This is a genomic window from Burkholderia sp. AU38729, from assembly GCF_020419725.1.
In the GTDB taxonomy this organism is placed as follows: domain Bacteria; phylum Pseudomonadota; class Gammaproteobacteria; order Burkholderiales; family Burkholderiaceae; genus Burkholderia.
In genome coordinates, this window is the sequence record NZ_JAIZQO010000007.1 from 376256 (window position 1) to 397833 (window position 21578).

Annotated in this window: 17 protein-coding genes; 11 read left to right on the forward strand and 6 right to left on the reverse strand. The window is 66.4% G+C overall.

Annotation, left to right across the window (positions count from 1 at the left end):
- Window positions 1-5 precede the first annotated feature (5 nt).
- The 4 genes from LGM56_RS20750 to LGM56_RS20765 all read right to left on the reverse strand — a co-directional run bounded on the left by LGM56_RS20750 (window position 6) and on the right by LGM56_RS20765 (window position 4792).
- A complete protein-coding gene (locus LGM56_RS20750) occupies window positions 6-1334 on the reverse strand; it encodes a dihydrolipoamide acetyltransferase family protein (RefSeq protein WP_226206658.1) in 1329 nt (442 codons plus the stop codon).
- 1 nt (window position 1335) lies between these two features.
- The gene (locus LGM56_RS20755) at window positions 1336-2376 is read right to left on the reverse strand and encodes an alpha-ketoacid dehydrogenase subunit beta (protein ID WP_089439648.1); all 1041 of its coding nucleotides are present in this window, start codon (window positions 2374-2376) and stop codon (window positions 1336-1338) included.
- Between the two features lie 2 nt (window positions 2377-2378).
- Entirely contained in the window at window positions 2379-3611 is a 1233-nt protein-coding gene (locus LGM56_RS20760; protein ID WP_089455926.1) for a 3-methyl-2-oxobutanoate dehydrogenase (2-methylpropanoyl-transferring) subunit alpha, read from the reverse strand.
- Window positions 3612-4081: 470 nt separating this feature from the next.
- Window positions 4082-4792 carry a response regulator gene (locus tag LGM56_RS20765; RefSeq protein WP_197523792.1) on the reverse strand — a complete coding sequence of 237 codons (711 nt, stop codon included), beginning with the start codon at window positions 4790-4792 and terminating at the stop codon, window positions 4082-4084.
- 372 nt (window positions 4793-5164) lie between these two features.
- Here LGM56_RS20765 and LGM56_RS20770 point away from each other — a divergent pair, with 372 nt between their 5' ends.
- From LGM56_RS20770 to LGM56_RS20800, 7 genes are read left to right on the forward strand one after another with little or no spacing between them, the layout of a single operon-like run.
- Window positions 5165-5800, forward strand: coding sequence for an energy transducer TonB (locus LGM56_RS20770; protein WP_226206659.1), 636 nt, complete (start codon window positions 5165-5167; stop codon window positions 5798-5800).
- Between the two features lie 56 nt (window positions 5801-5856).
- Window positions 5857-6645 (forward strand): MotA/TolQ/ExbB proton channel family protein, encoded by a 789-nt coding sequence (locus LGM56_RS20775; protein ID WP_226206660.1) that lies wholly within the window; start codon window positions 5857-5859, stop codon window positions 6643-6645.
- Window positions 6646-6648: 3 nt separating this feature from the next.
- The gene (locus LGM56_RS20780; protein WP_226206661.1) at window positions 6649-7080 is read left to right on the forward strand and encodes an ExbD/TolR family protein; all 432 of its coding nucleotides are present in this window, start codon (window positions 6649-6651) and stop codon (window positions 7078-7080) included.
- Between the two features lie 28 nt (window positions 7081-7108).
- Window positions 7109-7537 (forward strand): ExbD/TolR family protein, encoded by a 429-nt coding sequence (locus LGM56_RS20785; protein ID WP_089494522.1) that lies wholly within the window; start codon window positions 7109-7111, stop codon window positions 7535-7537.
- 24 nt (window positions 7538-7561) lie between these two features.
- Complete coding sequence (locus tag LGM56_RS20790) at window positions 7562-8923, forward strand: MFS transporter (RefSeq protein ID WP_226206662.1); 1362 nt, start codon at window positions 7562-7564, stop codon at window positions 8921-8923.
- A gap of 22 nt (window positions 8924-8945) precedes the next feature.
- Window positions 8946-9965 carry a dipeptide epimerase gene (locus LGM56_RS20795; RefSeq protein WP_226206698.1) on the forward strand — a complete coding sequence of 340 codons (1020 nt, stop codon included), beginning with the start codon at window positions 8946-8948 and terminating at the stop codon, window positions 9963-9965.
- Window positions 9966-9974: 9 nt separating this feature from the next.
- Window positions 9975-11636: a serine hydrolase domain-containing protein gene (locus tag LGM56_RS20800; RefSeq protein WP_226206663.1), complete on the forward strand. Its 1662-nt coding sequence runs from the start codon at window positions 9975-9977 to the stop codon at window positions 11634-11636.
- Window positions 11637-11669: 33 nt separating this feature from the next.
- On the opposite strand, the gene LGM56_RS20805 is transcribed toward LGM56_RS20800, so the two are convergent.
- Together LGM56_RS20805 and LGM56_RS20810 are read right to left on the reverse strand one after the other, a co-directional pair.
- Window positions 11670-13136: a M81 family metallopeptidase gene (locus tag LGM56_RS20805; protein ID WP_226206664.1), complete on the reverse strand. Its 1467-nt coding sequence runs from the start codon at window positions 13134-13136 to the stop codon at window positions 11670-11672.
- A gap of 126 nt (window positions 13137-13262) precedes the next feature.
- A complete protein-coding gene (locus LGM56_RS20810) occupies window positions 13263-14255 on the reverse strand; it encodes an ATP-binding protein (protein WP_226206665.1) in 993 nt (330 codons plus the stop codon).
- Window positions 14256-14519: 264 nt separating this feature from the next.
- Between LGM56_RS20810 and LGM56_RS20815 the strand changes: the two genes are divergently transcribed.
- From LGM56_RS20815 to LGM56_RS20830, 4 genes are all read left to right on the forward strand, one after another.
- Window positions 14520-16898, forward strand: coding sequence for a TonB-dependent receptor (locus LGM56_RS20815; protein WP_226206666.1), 2379 nt, complete (start codon window positions 14520-14522; stop codon window positions 16896-16898).
- Window positions 16899-16916: 18 nt separating this feature from the next.
- The gene (locus tag LGM56_RS20820; protein ID WP_226206667.1) at window positions 16917-18584 is read left to right on the forward strand and encodes a serine hydrolase domain-containing protein; all 1668 of its coding nucleotides are present in this window, start codon (window positions 16917-16919) and stop codon (window positions 18582-18584) included.
- 857 nt (window positions 18585-19441) lie between these two features.
- Window positions 19442-20467, forward strand: a complete 1026-nt coding sequence (locus tag LGM56_RS20825; RefSeq protein ID WP_226206668.1) for a substrate-binding domain-containing protein — start codon at window positions 19442-19444, stop codon at window positions 20465-20467.
- 67 nt (window positions 20468-20534) lie between these two features.
- Window positions 20535-21563: an ABC transporter substrate-binding protein gene (locus tag LGM56_RS20830; RefSeq protein WP_226206669.1), complete on the forward strand. Its 1029-nt coding sequence runs from the start codon at window positions 20535-20537 to the stop codon at window positions 21561-21563.
- The last annotated feature ends 15 nt before the right edge of the window (window positions 21564-21578 follow it).

Here is a 21578-nt window from a genome sequence, read left to right on the forward strand (position 1 = left end):
CGTGATCACTCCACGAACAGTAGTGCCGGGCGCTCGAGCACCGCGCGCACGGCCTGGATGAATTCGGCCGCATCCGCGCCATCGACGACGCGATGGTCGAACGACGACGACAGGTTCATCATCTTGCGCGCGACGACCGCGCCGTCGCGGATCACCGGCCGCTCGACGATGCGGTTCACGCCGACGATGCCGACTTCAGGATGATTGATGACCGGCGTCGACACGATGCCGCCGAGCGCGCCGAGGCTCGAGATCGTGATCGTCGAGCCGCTCAGCTCGTCGCGCTGCGCGCGGTTCGTGCGCACCGCATTGGCGAGCCGCGCGATCTCGGCGGAAATCGACCACACGTCGCGCGCTTCCGCATGACGCAGCACGGGCACCGTGAGACCGCCGTCCGTCTGTGTCGCGACGCCCATGTGCACCGCGCCGTAGCGCGTGACGACACCCGCTTCGTCGTCGAAACGCGCGTTGATCTGCGGGAAGTCGCGCAACGCGATCACCATCGCGCGGATCAGCAGCGGCAGCGGCGTGAGCTTGCCGCGCGTGTCGCCGTGGCGGCGATTCAGTTCCGTGCGCAACGATTCGAGCTCGGTGACGTCGATCTCCTCGACGTAGCTGAAGTGCGGAATGCGGCGCTTCGCTTCCTGCATCTTGCGTGCGATCGCGCGCCGCAGGCCGATCACCGGCACGTCGGTTTCGTCGTTGCGTTCGGCGTAGCCCTGCGCGTGCGAACCGCGCGCCGCACCGCTGCCAGTGCCCGCATACGCATCGAGGTCCGCGTGCAGGATCCGCCCTGCTTCACCGGTGCCGCGCACATAGCGCAGCTCGATGCCCATGTCCCATGCGCGCTGGCGCACGGCCGGCGACGCGAGCGGCCGTTCGCCCGGCGCGAGCGCCGCGCGCGGCGGCTCCGCTTTCTCCGCGTGCTCGGCCTGCTTCGCACGACGCGGCTCCGCCGGTGCGTGCTTCGTGGCCGGCTTGGCGGACGATTCCGCCGGCGCGTCGGCTACCGCCTTCGACGGCGCTGCCGCGACCGGTGCGGTTGCTACCTTTGATTCCCGCACCGGTGCGCCGGGCTTCAGGTTGCCGTCGCCTTCGACCTCGAGGCGAATCAGCTCGCTGCCGACTGCCATCATCTCGCCGATCCGGCCGCCGAGCTCGATCACCTTGCCCGTCACCGGCGACGGAATCTCGACCGCCGCCTTGTCGGTCATCACATCGGCGAGCGGCTGGTCTTCCTTGATCGTCTGCCCGACTTCCACGTGCCAGGCCACCAGCTCGACCTCGGCAATCCCTTCGCCGATATCCGGCATCTTGATGACATGAATCCCCATCTCACGCCTCCATCACGCGTCGCAACGCTTCACCGACCCGGGCCGGGCCCGGAAAGTACGCCCACTCCTGCGCATGCGGATACGGCGTATCCCAGCCCGTCGTGCGCTCGACCGGCGCCTCCAGGTGGTAGAAGCAATGTTCCTGGACCAGCGACACCAGTTCCGCACCGTAGCCGCAGGTGCGCGTCGCCTCGTGCACGACGACGCAGCGGCCGGTCTTGCGCACCGACGCGACGATCGTGTCGAGATCGAGCGGCCACAGCGTGCGCAGGTCGATCACCTCCGCATCGATGCCCGTCTCCTCGGCCGCGGCGAGCGACACGTGCACCGTCGTGCCGTAGGTCAGCACCGTCACGTCGTTGCCGGGGCGCACCACGGCGGCCGTATCGAGCGGCACCGTGTAGTAGCCCTCGGGCACCGCGCTGGCCGGATGCTTGAGCCACGATGTGACCGGCCGGTCGTGATGGCCGTCGAACGGCCCGTTGTACAGCCGTTTCGGCTCGAGGAAGATCACCGGATCGTCGTTCTCGATCGACGCGATCAGCAGCCCCTTCGCGTCGTACGGATTCGACGGCATCACGGTGCGCAGCCCGCACACCTGCGTGAACATCGCCTCCGGGCTCTGGCTGTGCGTCTGGCCGCCGTAGATGCCGCCGCCGCAGGGCATGCGGATCGTCATCGGCGCGATGAACTGGCCGGCCGAGCGATAGCGCAGCCGCGCGCCTTCCGACACGATCTGGTCGGACGCCGGGTAGAAATAGTCGGCGAACTGGATCTCGCACACCGGGCGCAGCCCGTACGCGCCCATCCCCACCGCCGCGCCGACGATCCCGCTTTCGGAGATCGGCGCGTCGAACACGCGCGACTTGCCGTATTTGTTCTGCAGTCCTTCGGTGCAGCGGAACACACCGCCGAAATAACCGACGTCCTGCCCGAACACGACCACGTCGCTGTCGCGCCCGAGCATCACGTCCATCGCCGAGCGCAGCGCCTGGATCATCGTCATCGGCTGCGTTGCCGTGCCTGCCTCTTGTTGCGCCATGATCACGCTCCCAGTTCCTGGCGCTGACGGCGCAGGTGCGCGGGCAGCTCCTTGTACACGTCGTCGAACATCGACGCCGGCGACGGAATCCGGTCGTCGGCCAGCGTGCCGAATTTCTCCGCTTCCTTCTGCGCGGCGATCACCTCCGCTTCGAGCTCGGCCGTCAGCGCTTCGTGCGCGCTGTCGGACCAGATGCCCTTGACGATCAGGTGGCGCTTGAAGCGCTCGATCGGATCGCCGAGCGGGAAATGGGACCAGTCGTCGCTCGGCCGGTACTTGGTCGGATCGTCCGACGTCGAGTGCGCGCCCGCACGGTAGGTCACCCACTCGATCAGCGTCGGGCCGAGATTGCGGCGCGCGCGTTCGGCCGCCCAGCTCGACGCCGCGTAGATCGCGAGGAAGTCGTTGCCGTCGACGCGCAGCGACGCGATCCCGCAGCCGACGCCGCGCCCGGCGAAGGTCGTGCCTTCGCCGCCCGCGATCGCCTGGAACGTCGAGATCGCCCACTGGTTGTTGACGACGTTCAGCACGACCGGCGCGCGGTACACGTGCGCGAACGTGAGCGCGGTATGGAAGTCGGATTCGGCCGTCGCGCCGTCGCCGATCCACGCGGACGCGATCTTCGTGTCGCCCTTGATCGCCGACGCCATCGCCCAGCCGACCGCCTGGATGAACTGCGTCGCGAGGTTGCCGGAGATGGAGAAGAAGCCCGCTTCGCGGTCCGAGTACATCACGGGGAGCTGGCGGCCTTTCAGCGGGTCGCCTTCGTTCGACATCAGCTGGCAGATCATCCGTTCGAGCGGGACGTCGCGCGTGATCAGGATGCTCTGCTGCCGGTAGGTCGGGAAGCACATGTCGCCGTCGCGCAGCGCCATCGTGTGCGCGGTGCCGATCGCCTCTTCGCCGAGGCTCAACATGTAGAAGGAGATTTTCTTCTGACGCTGCGCGATCATCATGCGCGCGTCGAAAATGCGGGTCTTGAGCATCGCGCGCAGGCCGGCGATCAGCCGCGCATCGTCGAGATCCGGTGCCCACGGGCCGACGGCCTTGCCGCTGTCGTCGAGCACGCGCACGAGGCTGCGGGCGAGATCGGCGGTGTCCGCCGCGGCAACGTCGATCGGCGGGCGGCGAACGGCGCCGGCCGGCGATAGATGCAGATAGGAAAAGTCCGTCTTGCAGCCCGGGCGCCCGGTGGGCTCCGGCACATGCAGACGCAATGGCTCTGACAGGCTCATCGTGTCGTCTCCACGCTCGATTGTGTCTCACGCTGATTAGGAACGCGCGGCCGGTTGCCGGCCTGCGCGCGGGTTGGCGTGCGGATAGGCACGTCAACCTTGGAAATCTATGCCTTGCGGCGGCGGACGTCGATGCCCAAGCCGCTCGATTGCGGTGAGCAGATTTGCCATGTCGGACACCGGACGACCAGCGGGCGGGGCCGCCGTGGCGCGCGAACACGCGTGGCCGTGCCCCTTCGAACCGGGCCCGGACGGGAATTTGCCGGCGTCGCCGCGGCCGCATACCGAATGCGTCGGACGATATCGCCACCGTGCCGCCGACGCGGGAATCAGCCGATCCCGGGTGGGATGCCACGCCCGCCCGATCGAGGCAGGCACGTACCCGCGAGCGACCACGACGACCCGCGGCTCACGTTCGGCTGCGCGCCGCAACAACCGCACGCGATCACGGCCACGATCGGCACGCAACCCTAACGATGACCGACATCCAGCATGTACCCTTCCCCGCGAATCGTGCGAATCAGGCGCGGCTCCTTGATGTCCTCGCGCAACTTCTGACGCAAGCGTGATATCTGCACGTCGATGCTGCGGTCGAACGTGTCGATCGACTTGCCGCGCGCGGTATCCATCAGGTATTCGCGGCTGAGGACTCGCCCCGGCGCGGCGAGGAACGCATTGAGCAGGCGAAATTCCGCGTTCGACAACGGAATGACCGTGTTGTCGGCCGCGATCAGGTGGCGTCCGATCTGGTGAAGCCGCCATCCGGCGAAGCGGCTTTCCTCCTGCGCCCGCGTCCGGCCCTGCGTTTGCGCACGCACGCGGCGCAGGATCGTCTGGATGCGCGCGACCAGTTCACGCGGCTCGAACGGCTTGACGATGTAGTCGTCGGCGCCCAGTTCCAGCCCGACGATCCGGTCGGTCATCTCGCCGCGCGCGGTCAGGATGATCAACGGAATCTCCGAGGTCGCACGAATCTCGCGGCAGAGATTGAGGCCGTCGTCGTCCGGCAGCATCAGGTCGAGCACCACGAGATCGAAGCCGCCCTCGCCGAGCGCGTGATGCATTTCCGCGCCGCTGCCGGCTTGCGCGGTCGTCATGCCGAAGTCTGCCAGGCAGTCGCACAACAGGCTGCGAATCTGCGAGTCGTCGTCGACGACGAGAATACGAATCGCTTTGTTCACGGCGTCTTGTCTCCGATGTTGCGGCGGTGAGATGTGCCTCACTCATTATTGCTCGCCAATATAAGGGCTTTTTGCACGAATTGTTGCAGCGTTGAAATAATTGCCCCGGCACCTTGCCCCACAAGGTCATCCGGAACGATCGGGATGCCTGACGAGCGTTCACGTCATGGATAACCCGCCCGGTATTTTCCCGAAGAGACGCCGCTGGCCATCGTCCGCCTTCGCCGCTCCGTCTGGTTTCCCGAGTCCCGCCGCGACAAGGCCCATCCGGAAAGACTTTGTGTCAGCGCCGATACAAAGCCGATATGAACCAGAAATGCCCGGGTTTTAACGTGGCTCCCAAGTCATATCGACGCAGGAGACACGCGGGACATGAACTACGCACAACCCAAGCCGCCTGTCCGGCGCATCGGCGGCATCGCCTTCGTGGTCGGATTGCATGCGGTGATCGTCTACGCACTGCTCACCGGTCTCGCGACGAAAGTCGTGGACGTGATTCGTCAGCCGATCGAGACGCGCATCATCGAAGAGATCAAGCCGCCGCCGCCCCCACCGCCGCCGCCAAAGCACATCGCGCCGCCGCCGAAGCACGTCGCGCCCCCGCCGCCGTTCGTGCCGCCCCCGGAAGTGCGCGTCGCGGCACCGCCGTCGCCGAACGCGATCGCCGCGCAGTCGACCACGCCCGCGCCGTCGGCCCCCGTCCCGCCCCCGGCGCCACCCGCCCCGGCGGCACCGGTGTCGACGAGCGTCGGCGTGGTGTGTCCCAACTCGACGCAGGTCCGCGCCGCCATTCGCTATCCGCGTGAAGCGCTCAAGGACAACCTGACCGGCGACGTCGTCGTGACGTTCGTGGTCGGCACCGACGGCAACGTCAAGGACCTGAGCGTGACCCAGTCGGCCGCGCCCGTTCTCGACCGGGCCGCGGAAAACGCCGTGCGGCAGTTCCACTGCGTCGCACAGGGCGAGGAAGTCCGCGTGCAGGTGCCCTTCTCTTTCAAGCTCGATTGAGGCTGCCCTCGACAGCCGTTCCCTTTCCACTTGGCAACGCATTTCAGGAGACATTCATGCTCAACCGAACCCGCAAGGCCGCCCTGGCGACGGCACTGTTCCTCGCGGCCAGCGCCGCCCACGCCGCCACCGATACGGTGACGAATCCCTACGGCCTCGATGCGCTCTGGAAAGGCGGGGATTTCATCGCACGCGGCACGCTGCTCATCCTGGTCGTCATGTCGATGGGCAGCTGGTACATCATCGTCGCGAAACTGCTCGAGCAAGCGCGTGTGCTGCGCCGCGCGAAGGCGGCGGAAACGGGTTTCTGGAAAGCGGGCAGTCTCAGCGAAGGCACGAAAAAACTGGACGCCGGCAGCCCGTTCCGCTTCATCGCCGAAACCGGTCTCGCGGCGTTCGACCATCACGAAGGCGCGCTGGTCGAACAGGTCGACCTCAACCAGTGGGTCGCGGCGGCCATCGAGCGGGCGACCACGTCCGTCTCGAGCCGCCTGCAGGACGGCCTCGCGTTTCTCGGCACCGTCGGTTCGACCGCGCCGTTCATCGGCCTGTTCGGCACGGTGTGGGGCATCTATCACGCGCTGACGGCGATCGGCATCGCCGGTCAGGCCTCCATCGACAAGGTCGCGGGGCCGGTCGGCGAAGCGCTGATCATGACGGCCATCGGCCTGGCCGTCGCGGTGCCCGCCGTGCTCGGCTACAACTGGCTCGTGCGCCGCAACAAGGCGGTGATGGAACGTGTGCGCGGGTTTTCGACGGAACTGCACATCGTCCTCCTGACCGGCACGACCACGGCCGGGGCCGCCGCCGCGACCAAGGCCGCCGCCCTGACCCGCGTGGGGTAAGCCATGGCCATGACCACAGGCTCCCGCGACGGCGCCGAGCACGACGAGACCATGTCGTCCATCAACACGACGCCGCTGGTCGACGTGATGCTGGTGCTGCTGATCATCTTCCTCATCACGATTCCGGTGGTCTCGCACACCGTGCCGGTCACGCTGCCCAAGGAGACCGTGCAGCCGCTGCAAACGACGCCGCAGAACGTGATTCTCGCCGTGACGAAAGAGGGCGACGTGTTCTGGGACGAACGGCGCGTGCCCGACGCGGCAACGCTCGTCGAGAAACTCAAGGCGGTTGCCGTGCAGTCGCCGCAACCCGAAGTCCACATCCGCGGCGATCTCGACGCGCGCTACGCCGCCGTCGGCCGGGTCGTGTTTGCCTGCCAGCGGGCGGGCATCGTCAAGGTCGACTTCATCACCGAACCGCCGCCGCGCCAATGATCCCTTCATACCGACCAGGAGACCCGAGATGGCCATGACGATGCCCACCGGCAACGCCGACGAACCCGACGTGATGATCGAGATCAACACCACTCCGCTCATCGACGTGATGCTGGTCCTGCTCATCATGCTGATCCTCACCATTCCGATCCAGACGAACGCGGTCAAGCTGGACATGCCGACCGGCGCGCCGCCGTCGCAACCGCGGACACCGCCGGTGGTGCAGATCGATATCGCGGCCGACGGCGCCATCGCATGGAACGGCGAGACGCTGCATTCGCGCGAGCAACTGGAAACGCGCTTGCACGACGTCGCCGTCGACCCCGCGCCGACCGAACTGCATTTGCGACCCGACAAGGCGGCGCCTTACCGCGCCGTCGCCATGGTCATGGCCTCCGCGCAGCGGCTCGGCGCGAACCGCATCGGGCTCGTGGGCAACGAGCAGTTCATGCAGTAACCGCCTTCTCATCACGGAGCCCTCATGTTCGACTCCAACCCCGACGTGCTCGCCCCCGTGGCGGCCTCGAGCCCGCCATCCGATTCACCGGCCGGGCCGCGCGCATGGTTCGGTCTCGCGATTCTGGTGATCGTGGCGTTCTTCGCGTTCGTCGATCGTCAGATGCTGATCCTGCTGACGGAACCCATCCGCCACGATTTCGGGCTGACCGACACGCAAATCGGCCTGATGCAAGGCGCAGGCATCGCCCTGTTCGCCGGCGTGGCGTCGTTGCCGATCGGCTGGGTCGCCGACCGCGTGGATCGCCGTGTCGTGCTGGTCGCGTGCGTCCTCGTCTGGAGCGCCGCCACCGCGATCTGCGGCATGACCACCCACTTCTGGCAGTTGTTCATCGCCACCGTCGGGCTGGGAATCGGCGAAGCCGGACTGGTGCCGGTGATCTACGGCCTGATTCCCGATCTGTTCCCTGCGCGCCGGCGCGTGCTCGCCAATGCGATCTTCGCGCTCGCCAACCTGTTGGGCTCAGGGGCGGGGATGGCGCTCGGCGGCGCACTGATGCACGGCATCGCGGCGGCGCACGGCGCGTTGCCGGCGGGACTCGCCGATCTCGAACCGTGGCGGCTCGCGTTCTTTGCCGTTGCGTTGCCCGCCCCCGTGCTGGCCGTGCTGGTTCTGCTCATCCGCCCCGGCAAGCACGGCGATACGGAAGCAGCCACCGCGCGTCACCGGAGTTCCGCGCCGCTGCCGTCCGCACCGGTCTACTTCCGGCGCGAAGCCATCATGATGCTCAAGTTCTTTGGCGCCATCGGGCTGGTCAACCTGTCGTTCGGCGGTGTCGCGACATGGATGCCGGTCGTGGCGGTGCGAACCTTCGGCGCGACACCGGCTGAAGCGGGCGGCGGCATGGGTGTGGCGGCGATGGCCGGCGGCATCGCGGGTTGCGTGCTCAGCGGACTCGTTGCCGGCCGCATGCGAGCGCGCTTCGGCGTGCTCGCGCCATTGCGTGTGTGTGAATGTGGCGCGCTGGTCGCCGGCGGCCTGTCGTTCCTGTATCTGGCCGTGGGCTCGCTGACGCCGGTCTACGCGCTCTTCGGCGCACAGCTCGCCTGCATGGTCGCCGGCATGGTGCTGTTTCCCACCCTCATGCAGAACATCTGCCCCGCTCACCTGCGCTCGCGCGTGGCGGCGATCGGCGCGCTGACGTCGATCATCGTGCAGTCCGGCAGCCCCGTGTTCATCGGATTCATGTCGGATCGTCTGCACGCGTTCAGCCAGGGCTTGCTGTGGTCGATCGTCTGCGTGGCGGCGTTCGGCTTCTTTGCCGCCTGCCTGCTGATGCGCGCGGCGGGCCGCGGTGTGCGCGACGCAATCGAACGCTATGCGTGATTCCCTTCCTCCTTCCGCTCCCATGTCACCCCGCCCGCTCTCACTTTCGCTGCGTATCGAACGTTGGCCGTTGGCCACGCCGTTCCATATCACCGGCCACGTCATCGACGCCGCTCGCCTCGTGAGCGTGACCGTCGACGACGGGCACCACGCCGGCAACGGCGAAGCCTCCGGGGTCTTTTACCTCGGTGAAACGCCGGAATCCATCGCCGCGCAAATCGAGCGCGTCCGACCATCGATCGAAGCGGGCATCACGCGCGCGCGATTGCTCGACGTATTGCCGCCCGGCGGCGCACGCAATGCGGTCGATGCGGCATTGTGGGCGCTCGAATCGCAACGGCAGGCGATGCCTGCCTGGCGCATCGCGGGCCTCTCCGAGCCGCATCCGTTGCGGACCACGATGACGATCGGCGTGGATACGCCGAATGCGATGGCCGGGGTCGCGCAGGGATTGCCCCACGCGCGGGCGCTGAAGGTCAAGCTGGACGGCAGCGCCGCTGACGCCGCGCGCCTCTTCGCCATCCGTGACGTGCACCCGGAAATACCGCTCGCCGTCGACGCGAATCAGGGCTGGTCACGCGCGCACTTCGACACGATGCTCCCCGTGCTGCAACAGCTTGATGTCGGCATGCTCGAACAGCCGTTTGCGATCGGCGTGGACGCCTGTCTCGAAGCAATCGATTGTCCGGTCCCGCTCGCGGCCGACGAATCGTTTCAGGATCTCGGCGACCTGCCCGCCGTCGCGCGCCGCTACGACATCGTCAACCTCAAGCTCGACAAATGCGGCGGCCTGACGCGCGCACTCGACCTTGCCGCGCGGGTGCGCGAAGCGGGCTTGTCCGTGATGGTCGGTTGCATGGCAGGCACCTCGCTGGCGATCGCCCCCGCGTTTCTGCTCGGGCAACTGTGCGATCACGTCGATCTCGACGGACCGATCTTCCTCGCACGCGATCGCGAGCCGGGTGTCGCGTACGCCGACGGCCTGCTGCACTGCCCGCCCAACGTCTGGGGCCACGCCGGCGCCCCCGCCTCCTCTCGCTGAGCCATCGACATGACATCCGACTCATCCACCACGACGACGCAGCTCGACACGCTGTTCGCGCGTGATCACCACGCCGATGCACCCGGATTGATCGCCGGCATCGTCCATCGCGACCAGCTGCTGTATCGGCGCGCGTTCGGCCTGGCCAGCCTCGAACACGGCATCGCCAACACGCCGGCCACCCGCATGCGCATCGGCTCGGTCAGCAAGCATGTCACTTGCCTCGCCGTGCTGCTCCTGTGCGAGCGCGGCGCGCTCGACGCCGATGCCCCCATCGGCACGTATCTGCCGGCGCTGCCGCCGGCCGCCGGCCGACCGACGCTGCGGCAGTTGATGTCGCATCGCGGCGGGCAGCGATGCGCACTGGATCTGGCGCTCCTGACGCAGGGTCTCGCCATGTCGCCGCCTGGCGCGTTCCTCGCCTCGCAGCAACGTCAGCACGACGAAAATTTTCCGCCGGGAGAACGCATGATGTACTCGAACGGCGGCTATCACCTGCTTTCGCTTGCCGTCGAACGTGCGAGCGGGATGCCGTTCGACGCGTTCCTCGCGACCCATATTTTCGCGCCCCTTCTCATGCATGACACCGCATGTGTACCCAACGACATGGAGATCGAGCACGGCATCGCGACGATGCATGTGCCTGACGGCATGGGCGGATTCCGGCGCGGCATCTTTCCGACGTGGGAACTGCTCGGCGAAGGCTCGATCGTCTCGACCGTCGACGACATGCTGCGATGGACCGCGCACCTGCGATGCAGCGAGAAGATCGTCGGCAACGCCGACACCTGGCGCCAGATGCTGGCGTTGCCCGTATTCTCCAGCGGTCTGCGCAGCCAATACTCGCTCGGTCTCACGCAGAGCACCTACCGAGGTGTCGAGCTGATGCAGCATTCCGGTGGCGTCGTGGGTGGAACTTGCCAGATGCTGGTATCGGTGGCGCACGGGCTTGACATCGTATTGCTCAGCAACGGCGCGCTCGACGCACCGCTTGAACTGTCGAAGCGTGTCGTCGACATCGTGCTGGCGGACGAGCTGGATGGCGATGGCCCGCCTGTCGCGGCGCGCGCCGCGGATCACGCAGCACGCCTCGGCAGCTACCGGTCGGCCCGCACCGGCGCCGTGTATGCCCTGGAGGATCATGACGGTGCGCTGGTGCTGGCGGGCCCCCTTTGCCCCAGACGCTCGATGACGCTCTACGACAGCGCCGATGAACTGGACGACGTCCAGCTCGAAGCGAGCGGCGACGGTCTGTTGGCGCTGCGGTGGGGATCGTCCTGCACACCGAACGATCTCTCCAGCCTGCGCATCGTGCATTGCGGCCATGTCGACACGTTCGCACGCCTCGGCGAAGCGCCCGCGATGACGCCGGATCTCGCCGCTGCGATGTCCGGCACATTTGCAAGCCACGACGCCGATGCCCACGCGATCATTCGGCTCGACGACGAAGCCCTCGTGCTTCGCCTGCACGGCGCGGTGGGCCATTGCGACTACCGCCTCACGCCGCTGGCCCACGATGCTTTCGAACTGGTGCCGATCGATCCAGTGAACATCACGACCGGAATGCTTACGTTGACGCGCGACGCAACGCGCGGCGACATGACCGGCTTTCGCGTCGATACGCCGCGCACCCGGCATCTGGCCTTCACACGGGTACACGCCGAAGCCTGATACGTGCCGGCGCCGAACCGCGCCGGCATGTATTCACCTCGCCGACGCAAACGGATTCGACACGCGCGGCCAGTAGTTGAGGTCACGAAGCCGATAGTCCAGTTCGGCGAAGTTCATCGTGAGCGCCCCTGGCGCGGCGATATGAAAGACGGCTTTCGAACGCGGCGCGAAGTCGGTCTGGAAATGCTGCGTCGATTTCACGACCACGAGCTTCTTGCCGGCGAAGTCGATGCCAAGGCCGGTGAATGCGTCCACGCCGAGCACCTGGGTGCGAACCGATATCAGCGCGATGTCGAGCCCGTTGTCCGCTTCCACCCACACTGCCCGGCCAAGCGGTTGCTCGAGGCCCATGATGCTTTGCGTATGCCGCTCGACCACGTTGCGGACGGTGACGCGCAGGTCCACCGGTTCGCCGGAGTACACACTGCACTTGCCGCCGATGCGCAGATTCAGCGTGGCCCCGACACCCGCGTCCTTGCAGATCTGGATGGCACCGAGATCCCAGAAGCACCCGATCGCTACATTGGAAATCCGTCGCTCGACCACGCGACGCAGAATGAACGTGCTGTCGCACGGCGCGCCGCCGCCGGGATTGTCCGCGACATCCGCCAGCACGACCGGCCCGCCCTCGACCGCCAGCGCGCGATCCAGCCCGGCATCGATATCGAGCCATGCGGGGCGTGTCGCGTCGCGCAACTCCCAGAACTCGCGCGCCAGTTGCGCCGCCAGCGCGTCGGCCTTGGCGAGATCGTCGTCCGTCACCACCCAGAGTTTCGCGCCGGCTTCCGGCACGTCGCCCCACGGAAACCCATGGCCGAGCGACACCGACAGCACGCCGTCGCGCCCTTCGAACGACTGCATGCGCCGGACGAACCCCGCCATCGGCTCGCTGGTGGTGTGCCAGGCGCCGACCATCCGGCAGTCGAACACGCCGATCGTCGGACGGATGCGTCCGGCAGCCATATCGAGCGTCAGTCGATAGGCGTCGCGCGCCCGCTCGACGGCGTCGATGTGCGGATACTCCTTGTAGGCGATCAGGACATCGGCCGACGCCTTCATCAATTGCGTGAAGTGACAGTGCGGGTCGAGCGTGACCGAGATCGGCACGTCGGGGCCGACCACCGCGCGAACGCCGGCGAGCAGGTCGCCTTCGCAATCGTCGTAGCCCTCCGCCACCATCGCGCCGTGCAGCAGCAGAATCACGGCATCCAGCGGCAAGGCGGCCTTTACGCCATCGAGAATTTCGTCCCTCAGGGATTCGTAGACCGCACGAATCGTGCGGCCGGACGGCTGGGCTTCGGCGCACAGACCTTCAGCAATTTCGTGACCGTCGGCCTGCGCGAGGCACCGCACTTCCGCGAGCACGTGCCCCACGCCGTCGGGCTCGCGCACACTCGCGTCGCCATGAAAAATCGTGAACTCTTCGAAGCCGCCCCATCCGGTCGGGCACGGGGCAAAGGTATTGGTTTCCGTCGAAAGCTGAGCCGTGAATATTTTCATGACGAGGTCCGCCGAATGGGAGTGAAGGGTGTGAAACGACTATAAGCACGCGCTATTTCCGCTTTGTGAGCAATCTGTATCAAGCGTGAAACAGAGCAGCGCCAACGGTCGGTCCGACCACCCGCCCTATCGACGCGGCAACGTGACCTGTGCGACCAGCCCGCCTTCCGGACCGTTGCGCAACGCCAGCTCCCCGCCGTGACGCTTCACGACGTCGTTCGCGATGGCGAGGCCCAGCCCCGTCCCGCCCGTGTTCCGGTTGCGCGAACTTTCCACCCGGTAGAACGGCTCCAGCGCGCGCTCCAGTTGTGACTCCGGGATGCCCGGGCCGTGATCGACGATCTGGATCCGCACGCACGACGGTGCGTCGATCAGGCGGATGTGCGCGTCTTCACCGTATCGAATCGCGTTGGCGACCAGATTCGTCAGGCAGCGCTTGAGGCCCAGCGGCTGCGCCGAGATCGGCGGCACCTCACCACTGATCGTCACTTTTTGACCGTGTTCGGCCGCATCTTCCGCGATGGCATCCACCAGTGCATTGATATCGACCGGACTGAACGCCTCGACCACCTCTTCATTGCGCAGGAACGACAGGGTGGCTTCCAGAAGCTGCGTCATCTCGTCGATGTCGTCCCTGATTCGTTCGCTCAATTCGGTATCCTGAGCGGATCGAAGACGCAGCTTCATGCGCGTCAGCGGCGTGCGCAGATCGTGCGATACGGCGGCGAGGAAGCGGTTGCGCTCACTCATTTGCCGCCGCAGCGAGGCCTGCATCGTGTTGAACACGCTGGCGGCCTGACGTGCCTCGACAGGACCGATTTCCCGGATGGGCGGCGCATCGATATTCCTCGACAGCTCGGCGGCGCCGACGGCCAGCGTTCGGAACGGGGCCGCCAGCATGCGCGCGCCGATCCAGGACGAGATCAGCGCGGGCATCACCTGGATCATCACCGCGGCGCCCCACTGCAACGCCGCGCTCATCCCGGGCGGCGGCTTGAACGGCGCGGTGCTGTAGAGCTTGAAGAGCAACAGGCCGGCACTGATCTGCATCACGAGGATGATCGAGATCATCACGAAGAACAGGCGATAGAAAGCTGAATCGAAGCGGGGTTTGTGCATGGTCCTGGCCAACGGCGAGCGATGGCGTCGATTATCGCCCGTGAATGTAGGGGCCATGTGAGCCCTTTATTGCAAACCCGAAACAAGTCTTCGTCCCGGTTTTGCACCGCGTCGGCCCGTGTGGCGGCCCCGCTCCGTCACCGATCGTTTGTATCAGCACCGATACAAACGCCACATGAACCAGAAATAACCGGCACTTACCGTTCACCCTGAGTTGCGCTACACGGCATCGCGTTCAGTCGATTGCAAAACCAGGAGGAGACAATGGTGAAGATGAAAAACCGGACGAAGCACGCGGCGGTTTCGGTAACGCCACCGCTGCGGCACGGCAGACGTTACGCTCCGCTCTTCGTCGGCCCCGTATTCGGGTTGGCATCGTTGGGCGTGCACGCGCAGGAACAGGCGCGAACGCCCGCGACGACGCAGCAGGTCGCCGCGCCTGACGCGGCGTCCACCGCGACGCCCATCGCCGCGCCCGGCGCCGCGACGCCGAACACCCCTGCGGCCGAGGTGACGAAGGCGCAAGGCAAGGGTGGCGCGACGCTCAATACCGTCGTGGTGACCGCGACACGCCGACGCGAACCGGCTCGCGAAGTCCCCATGCAGGTCAATGTATTGTCGGCCGACGAACTGCAGAAGAGCGGCGCGAAAACGATGTCCGACTTCCTGTCCTCGGAGCCGGGGGTCGACTTGAACGCCAGCGGCGGCAGCGGGGCCGGCCAGGTCAGTATTCGCGGCGTGACGACCGGTGTGCAGACGGGGCCGACCGTCGGCATGTATGTCGACGACGTCGCGTTCGGCGGCAGCACGCTGTTCTCCCAAAGTGCGACGTTCTCGCTCGACATGAGCCTGCTCGACCTCAACCACGTCGAAATCCTGCGAGGTCCGCAGGGCACGTTGTATGGCGCGGGTGCGATGGGCGGCTTGCTGAAATACGTGACCAACGAACCGGACCCGAGTCAGTTTTCCGGGCAAGTCGGCACCGGCGTATCGGGAACGGCGCATGGCGGGGTGAGCGGAACGGCCAACGCAACGTTGAACATCCCGCTGAAGACCGACGTTGCCGCGCTGCGCGTCTCCGTGTTCGGCCAGCACGATGGCGGGTATGTCGACGCAGTGGGCCCCAAGGCGGACACCCACATCGATCGCGGCGACACCTACGGTGCTCGCGCGTCGTTACTGCTGACGCCCACCCGCGATCTGACGGTCCGGCTGACCGCGCTCTCGCAAAACATCAATCGCAACGATCCGAACTACGTTGAATATGGCGCCGACGGCAAGCCGGTCTGGGGGGACCTGACCACGCGACAGTTCGCCCCGCAGCCCTTTCATCAAAACATCCAGCTCTATTCGGCCGGAATCGAATACGAGCTCGGCTGGGCGCGCCTGAACTCGATCACGTCGTATCAAAGGATCAACACGAGTGCGCCGCAGGACCTGACCGGTGTCTACGGGCCGCTATTTGCCGCCCAAGGGCTGAACCTGGGGTCGGTGGTCGCCAAGGACGTGGCTACCACGAACAAGGTGACCCAGGAGTTTCGCCTGACGTCGCCGGGCAACCAGCGACTCGAATGGCTGGCCGGCCTCTTCTATACGCACGAGCGCAGCCATTCGAGCGAAGGCTTTCTGACGACCTTGCCCGACGGCTCGCCCGGCCCGGACCTGTCGGAGCTCCAGGCGCCCAGCACGTACAACGAGTACGCGGCATACGGCGATATCACTTATCACCTGACGCCGCGGCTTTCGCTGACCGGCGGCGTGCGGATCGCCCACAATACCCAGACCTACGAGCAGACGACCTACGGCACGCTCGCCGGCCCGACCCAGACCATCTCGGCACCGTCGTCGGACACCAGCAAGACCTACATGTTCACCGCGCGCTATGCGCTGACCGCCAACAGCAATGCGTATGTCCGCATCGCGAGCGGATACCGGCCCGGCGGCCCGAATGCGCTGCTGATCGATCCCCTCACCGGCATGCGCGCGGCGGGTAGCCCGACCTTCGCACCCGACACGCTGTGGAGCTATGAGGCGGGCTACAAGGCCGACCTGCTCGACAAGCGGCTGTCGCTGGAGACGTCGGTCTACGACATCGAGTGGAAGAACATCCAGCAGCTCGGCACGGTCGATGGCGTCAATCAGGTCATCAACGCCGGCAACGCGCGCATCAAGGGCCTGGAGTTCTCCGGCACGTTCCGCCCCAACCCGCACTGGAACTTCAGTGCGAACCTGTCGCTCATCGACGCCAGCCTGACGAGCGGCAACGCCAACGCGGGGACGACCGCGGGCGCGCCCTTGCCGAACTCGGCCAAGGTCGCCGCTACGCTCTCGGGCACCTATCTGTTCACCGCGCAAGGGTATCCGTCGTATGCGGGTGTGACCCAACGTTTTGTCGGCCGACGTCATAGCGGGTTCGACGCCAGCTCGGGCCGGCCGGATTATCCGTTGCCGGGCTATGCGATCACGGATCTGCAAGCGGGCGTGGATTTCAGGAAGTTCAGCCTGGCGTTCTATGTTCGCAACCTGTTCGACCGTCGCGCGTTGATCGCCGCCGGTACGTCGCTGATACCGATGGGCGGCCCGGCGCTCGTCAGCGTGATTCAGCCCCGCACGATCGGCGCGGCGCTGACCGTTCCGTTCTAAATCATAGGGATACCTAAAATGACTCAAGCATCGCACGACATCGTCGAGCAACTGGATACCCTTTTCGACCGCTTCAACAGGAGCGACGAACCCGGCCTCGTCGTGGCCGTCGCGCATCGAGGCGACGTCCTCTACCGGCGAGGCTTCGGCATGGCAAGCCTGGAACACGGCGTCGCCAACACGCCGGCCACGCGCTTGCGCATCGGCTCGACGAGCAAACACTTCACCTGCCTTGCCGCCCTCTTGCTCGCCGAAGACGGCAAGCTCGACGTCGACGCCGGGATCCGCACGTACCTGCCCGAGCTGCCGCTGCTCGCAGGCGACCCCAGCTTGCGCCAACTGATGACGCATACGGGCGGCTACCGCTGCTATCTCGATCTCACGCTGCTCGCGCAAGGCGTCGCGACGTTGCCGCGTGGCGGCGTGCTGGCGGCGCAAGTGCGGCAACGCGACGTCAATTTTCCGCCGGGCGAGCGGATGATCTACTGCAACGGCGGATATCACCTGCTGTCGCTCGCGATCGAGCGGGTCAGCGGCATCCCCTTCGAGACCTTCCTGAAGGCGCGCATCTTCGACGTGATGGGCATGGTCGACACGGAATCGGTCGCCGACGACATGCGCATTCGCCCTCGCATGGCGACCCAGCATGTGCCGGATGGAAAAGGCGGATTCATGCGCGGCCTCTTTCCGACGTGGGAAGTGCTCGGCGAAGGCGGGATCGTGTCGACGGTCGACGACATGCTGCGCTGGCTCGCGCATCTGCGCGGCCCCAAGCGGGTCGGCAGCGAAGCAAGCTGGCGCCAGATGCTGACCCGACCGCACTATTCGAGCGGCGCGGAAGGCGTCTACGCGCTCGGGCTGATGCTCACGCCGCATCGCGACGTGGAAGTGCTGCACCATGCCGGCGGGGTGTTCGGTGGCTCGTGCCAGATGTTGACCGTGGCCGAGCGCGCATTGGACGTCATCATTCTCACGAACGGCGCGGCAGTCAATCCAGTTGAAGTGGCTACGCAAATCGTCGATATCGTGCTGGGCGATGCCGTCCTTGGCGCGAAGCCCGCCACGCCCCTGCAAACTGCCGGGCACGAAACCTTGCTCGGCAGGTATCACTCGCGTGTGTCCGGGACGTATTGCGTGATCGGCGATCGCAACGGGCAGCTCAACGCGAGCTTTCAGAACGTCGAGCAGATGCCCCAGCCGCTCATCGAGACGGCGGCCGGATTGCGGGTTGACGACGGCACAGGCAGAGCGCTGCTGATCAAACCTCGAGCGTCGACGGCGGCGGCTCGCGTGACGGCTATCGAGCTGGTGGACTGCGGTCACGCGGAGACGCTCGAGCGCTTGCCCGATCACGCGCCGTCGCTCTCCGATGCGTCGGCGGGCCTGGCGGGCACGTATCACAGTCACGATGCCGCGGCACGTGCGACGATCGCCGTGACGAACGGTGAACTCACCCTCACCATGACCGGCGCCGCCGGCAGTGCCGGCTACCGGCTGGAGCCGGTGGCCGACGACATTTTCACGTTCGACCCTGCCGGTCAGATGGCCGTCATGCGCGGCGTCGTGACGGTGGAACGCTCGGGTTACGAGGCGACGGGCTTTCGCATCGACACGTCGCGCACGCGCAATCTGGCCTTCGTGCGCGAGCGGTGTGATTCGTACACTCCGAGTCACTTCATGGCGTGACGTTTGCGTGGTGGGGCGCGCGGCTTCGTCAGGCGGCGCGAGTTCCACCACATGCCTGATGCCGCCGCAGACCGACCTGCCCGTCCATTCGACGCGTCTCTGATGGCAGTGGCGTCGCCGTTCGGTCGCGGGCAACTACCGCCGATGCCACGCCACAAAAACAAAAAACCCGCGAGCGCATGGCTTCTCGCGGGCTTTCGTCCCTTTATCGAATCGCGATGAAGCGATCGTGGTGCCGGGGACCGGACTCGAACCGGCAAGCCAGTTAAGGCGGCGGATTTTCGTCACACTGCTTCTTTCAAAGCCGGCGTCGCGTGCGCGATGCCGTTCGTGCGCTGGACTATGCCTTCGCCGTCGCGCGCGGGCTGACCTGCTGCCCATGCGCCTTAGGCGCCCCCCGTCTAGTCTCTACACCTTCCTCGCGGATGCCGCGAGGCTTGGCTCGGCGTTGCCTCGATGCGCGCATCAGGGGTTTCGCCGAATTTGAAGGGTTCTGCACCGACCGTTTCCGACCGGGCACTCAATCGTTTAAGTCCGCTATGTTTACCAATTTCATCACCCCGGCAAGAGGGCGGACGCGATTCTACCATTGCTTGCCCATGCGTTCCCTTATTCCGCGGCGCCGCATCACACCCCCCACGGATTCATCCGTCGTCGTCGACGCCGCCGCACCGCCGCCAACGATTTACTCCCGCGCCGCAGCATCCCCGATACAATCGAGTCCGCGTCGTCCAACGGCCCTATCCGTCAGACTTTTGTCTCGTGCTTTTTGCGAAACAAGCGTCGCCTAAGTCATCGCGAAGTCACAAACGTTTTCGATAATTTCCCGGCCGAAAACGTTTACATCGCAAGGTTTCATGACCTCGACCATCAAGGACGTCGCTGCCCTCGCGGGTTTCTCGATCGCCACCGTCTCGCGCGCGATCAACGCCCCGCATACCGTCAGCCCCGCCACGCTGCAAACGATCCGCTCCGCGATCGATACGCTGCAGTTCCGCCCGAGCCCGCTCGGCCGGCAACTGCGCGGCGAGCGCACGCGGCTCGTCGGCGTCGTCGTGCCGACGTTGTCGAACCCCGTGTTCGCCGACTGCCTGCAAGGCATCGACGAACTCGCGACCGCGGCCGGCTTCAAGCTGATCCTGATGACGACCGAATACGACGCGGCACGCGAGCGCCACGCGATCGAGACGCTGCGCGAGCAGCGCGTCGAAGGGCTGATCCTCACCGTCGCCGATGCGGATACCCACCCGCTGCTCGACATGCTCGACCACGACGGCCCGCACTACGTGCTGATGCACAACGACACGCAGCGCCGCCCGTCGGTGTCGGTCGACAACCGCTGGGCCGCGTACGACGGCGTGCGGCTGCTGACCGCGCGCGGCCACCGCCGCGTGCTGATGCTGGCCGGCTCGCTCGCCGCGTCGGATCGCGCACGCCAGCGTCATCTCGGCTATGCGCAGGCCCTCGAGGAAATCGGCGTCGCCACGCTGCCGCCGGTCGAAGTCGACTTCAACGCGCCCGAGCTGCCCGACGCGGTGCTCGCGCATCTCACCGCGCACGCGACGCGCCCGACCGCGCTCTTCTGCAGCAACGACCTGCTCGCGATGGTCGTGATGCGCGGCCTGCGCCGCGCGGGCTTCTCGATTCCCGACGACCTGTCGGTGCTCGGCTTCGACGGGATCGCGCTCGGCGAACTGCTCGCGCCGCCGCTCGCGAGCGTCGCGACGCCGAATCGCGACATCGGCCGCCACGCATGGCAGCGTCTCGTCGAAAGCATCGGCGGCGCAGCGATCGAACGCACGTCGCTGATCCTGCCGCACGTAGTACGCGACGGCGCAACCGTGGCGCCGCCGGCCACCGACCTGCAATTGCGCAAGGCCTGAACCCGCGCCGCACACCCTGCACACCACCACCCCACCCCAGCGCCTCACCCTCGCCCGGAGACCTACCGTGTCCTTTCGCCTGACCTCGCTGCTGCGCGCGCTTGCAGCGCCCGTCGCCTGCGCCGCGCTCCTCGCCGGCACGCCCGCCGCCCACGCCGACGAAACGGCGATCTGCTACAACTGCCCGCCCGAATGGGCCGACTGGGCCGCGCAAATCGCGGCGATCAAGCAGAAGACCGGCATCCGCGTGCCGTTCGACAACAAGAACTCGGGCCAGTCGATCGCGCAGCTGATCGCCGAGCAGAAGAGCCCGGTCGCCGACGTGGTCTACCTCGGCGTGTCGTCGGCGTTCCAGGCGAAGGACAAGGGCGTGATCGCGCCGTACAAGCCCGCGCACTGGAACGACGTCCCCGCGAACCTGAAGGACCCGCAAGGCTACTGGTTCGCGATCCATTCGGGCACGCTCGGCTTCTTCGTGAACAAGGACGCGCTCGACGGCAAGCCGGTGCCGCGCTCGTGGGCCGATCTGCTGAAGCCGGAATACAAGGGCATGGTCGGCTATCTCGACCCGTCGAGCGCGTTCGTCGGCTATGCGGGCGCGGTGGCCGTGAACCAGGCGCTCGGCGGCAGCCTCGACAACTTCAAGCCGGCGCTCGACTGGTTCAGGAAGCTGAAGGCGAACGCACCGATCGTGCCGAAGCAGACCGCGTACGCGCGCGTGCTGTCGGGTGAAATTCCGATTCTGCTCGACTACGACTTCGACGCGTATCGCGCGAAGTACAAGGACAGCGCGAACGTCGAGTTCGTGATTCCGAAGGAAGGCACGATCGCCGTGCCGTACGTGATGAGTCTCGTGAAGGGCGCCCCGCACGACGCGAACGGCAAGAAGGTGCTCGACTTCGTGTTGTCGGACGAAGGCCAGAAGCTGTGGGCCAATGCGTACCTGCGTCCGGTGCGCGCGCAGACGCTCGGCGCCGACATCGCGTCGAAGTTCCTGCCGGCGAGCGAATATGCGCGTGCGAAACCGGTCGACTTCGGCAAGATGGCAGCCGGCCAGCAGGCATTCGGCCAGCAATACCTGCAGGTCATGCAGTAAGCGGCGGACCTCATC

Coding starts and splice junctions, on each gene's coding strand:
- LGM56_RS20780 (WP_226206661.1), top strand. CDS start 6,649: ATGGCCATGACCACAGGCTCCCGCGACGGCGCCGAGCACGACGAGACC.
- LGM56_RS20795 (WP_226206698.1), top strand. CDS start 8,946: ATGTCACCCCGCCCGCTCTCACTTTCGCTGCGTATCGAACGTTGGCCG.
- LGM56_RS20825 (WP_226206668.1), top strand. CDS start 19,442: ATGACCTCGACCATCAAGGACGTCGCTGCCCTCGCGGGTTTCTCGATC.
- LGM56_RS20800 (WP_226206663.1), top strand. CDS start 9,975: ATGACATCCGACTCATCCACCACGACGACGCAGCTCGACACGCTGTTC.
- LGM56_RS20775 (WP_226206660.1), top strand. CDS start 5,857: ATGCTCAACCGAACCCGCAAGGCCGCCCTGGCGACGGCACTGTTCCTC.
- LGM56_RS20770 (WP_226206659.1), top strand. CDS start 5,165: ATGAACTACGCACAACCCAAGCCGCCTGTCCGGCGCATCGGCGGCATC.
- LGM56_RS20755 (WP_089439648.1), bottom strand. CDS start 2,376: ATGGCGCAACAAGAGGCAGGCACGGCAACGCAGCCGATGACGATGATC.
- LGM56_RS20820 (WP_226206667.1), top strand. CDS start 16,917: ATGACTCAAGCATCGCACGACATCGTCGAGCAACTGGATACCCTTTTC.
- LGM56_RS20750 (WP_226206658.1), bottom strand. CDS start 1,334: ATGGGGATTCATGTCATCAAGATGCCGGATATCGGCGAAGGGATTGCC.
- LGM56_RS20790 (WP_226206662.1), top strand. CDS start 7,562: ATGTTCGACTCCAACCCCGACGTGCTCGCCCCCGTGGCGGCCTCGAGC.
- LGM56_RS20810 (WP_226206665.1), bottom strand. CDS start 14,255: ATGCACAAACCCCGCTTCGATTCAGCTTTCTATCGCCTGTTCTTCGTG.
- LGM56_RS20815 (WP_226206666.1), top strand. CDS start 14,520: ATGGTGAAGATGAAAAACCGGACGAAGCACGCGGCGGTTTCGGTAACG.
- LGM56_RS20760 (WP_089455926.1), bottom strand. CDS start 3,611: ATGAGCCTGTCAGAGCCATTGCGTCTGCATGTGCCGGAGCCCACCGGG.
- LGM56_RS20805 (WP_226206664.1), bottom strand. CDS start 13,136: ATGAAAATATTCACGGCTCAGCTTTCGACGGAAACCAATACCTTTGCC.
- LGM56_RS20785 (WP_089494522.1), top strand. CDS start 7,109: ATGGCCATGACGATGCCCACCGGCAACGCCGACGAACCCGACGTGATG.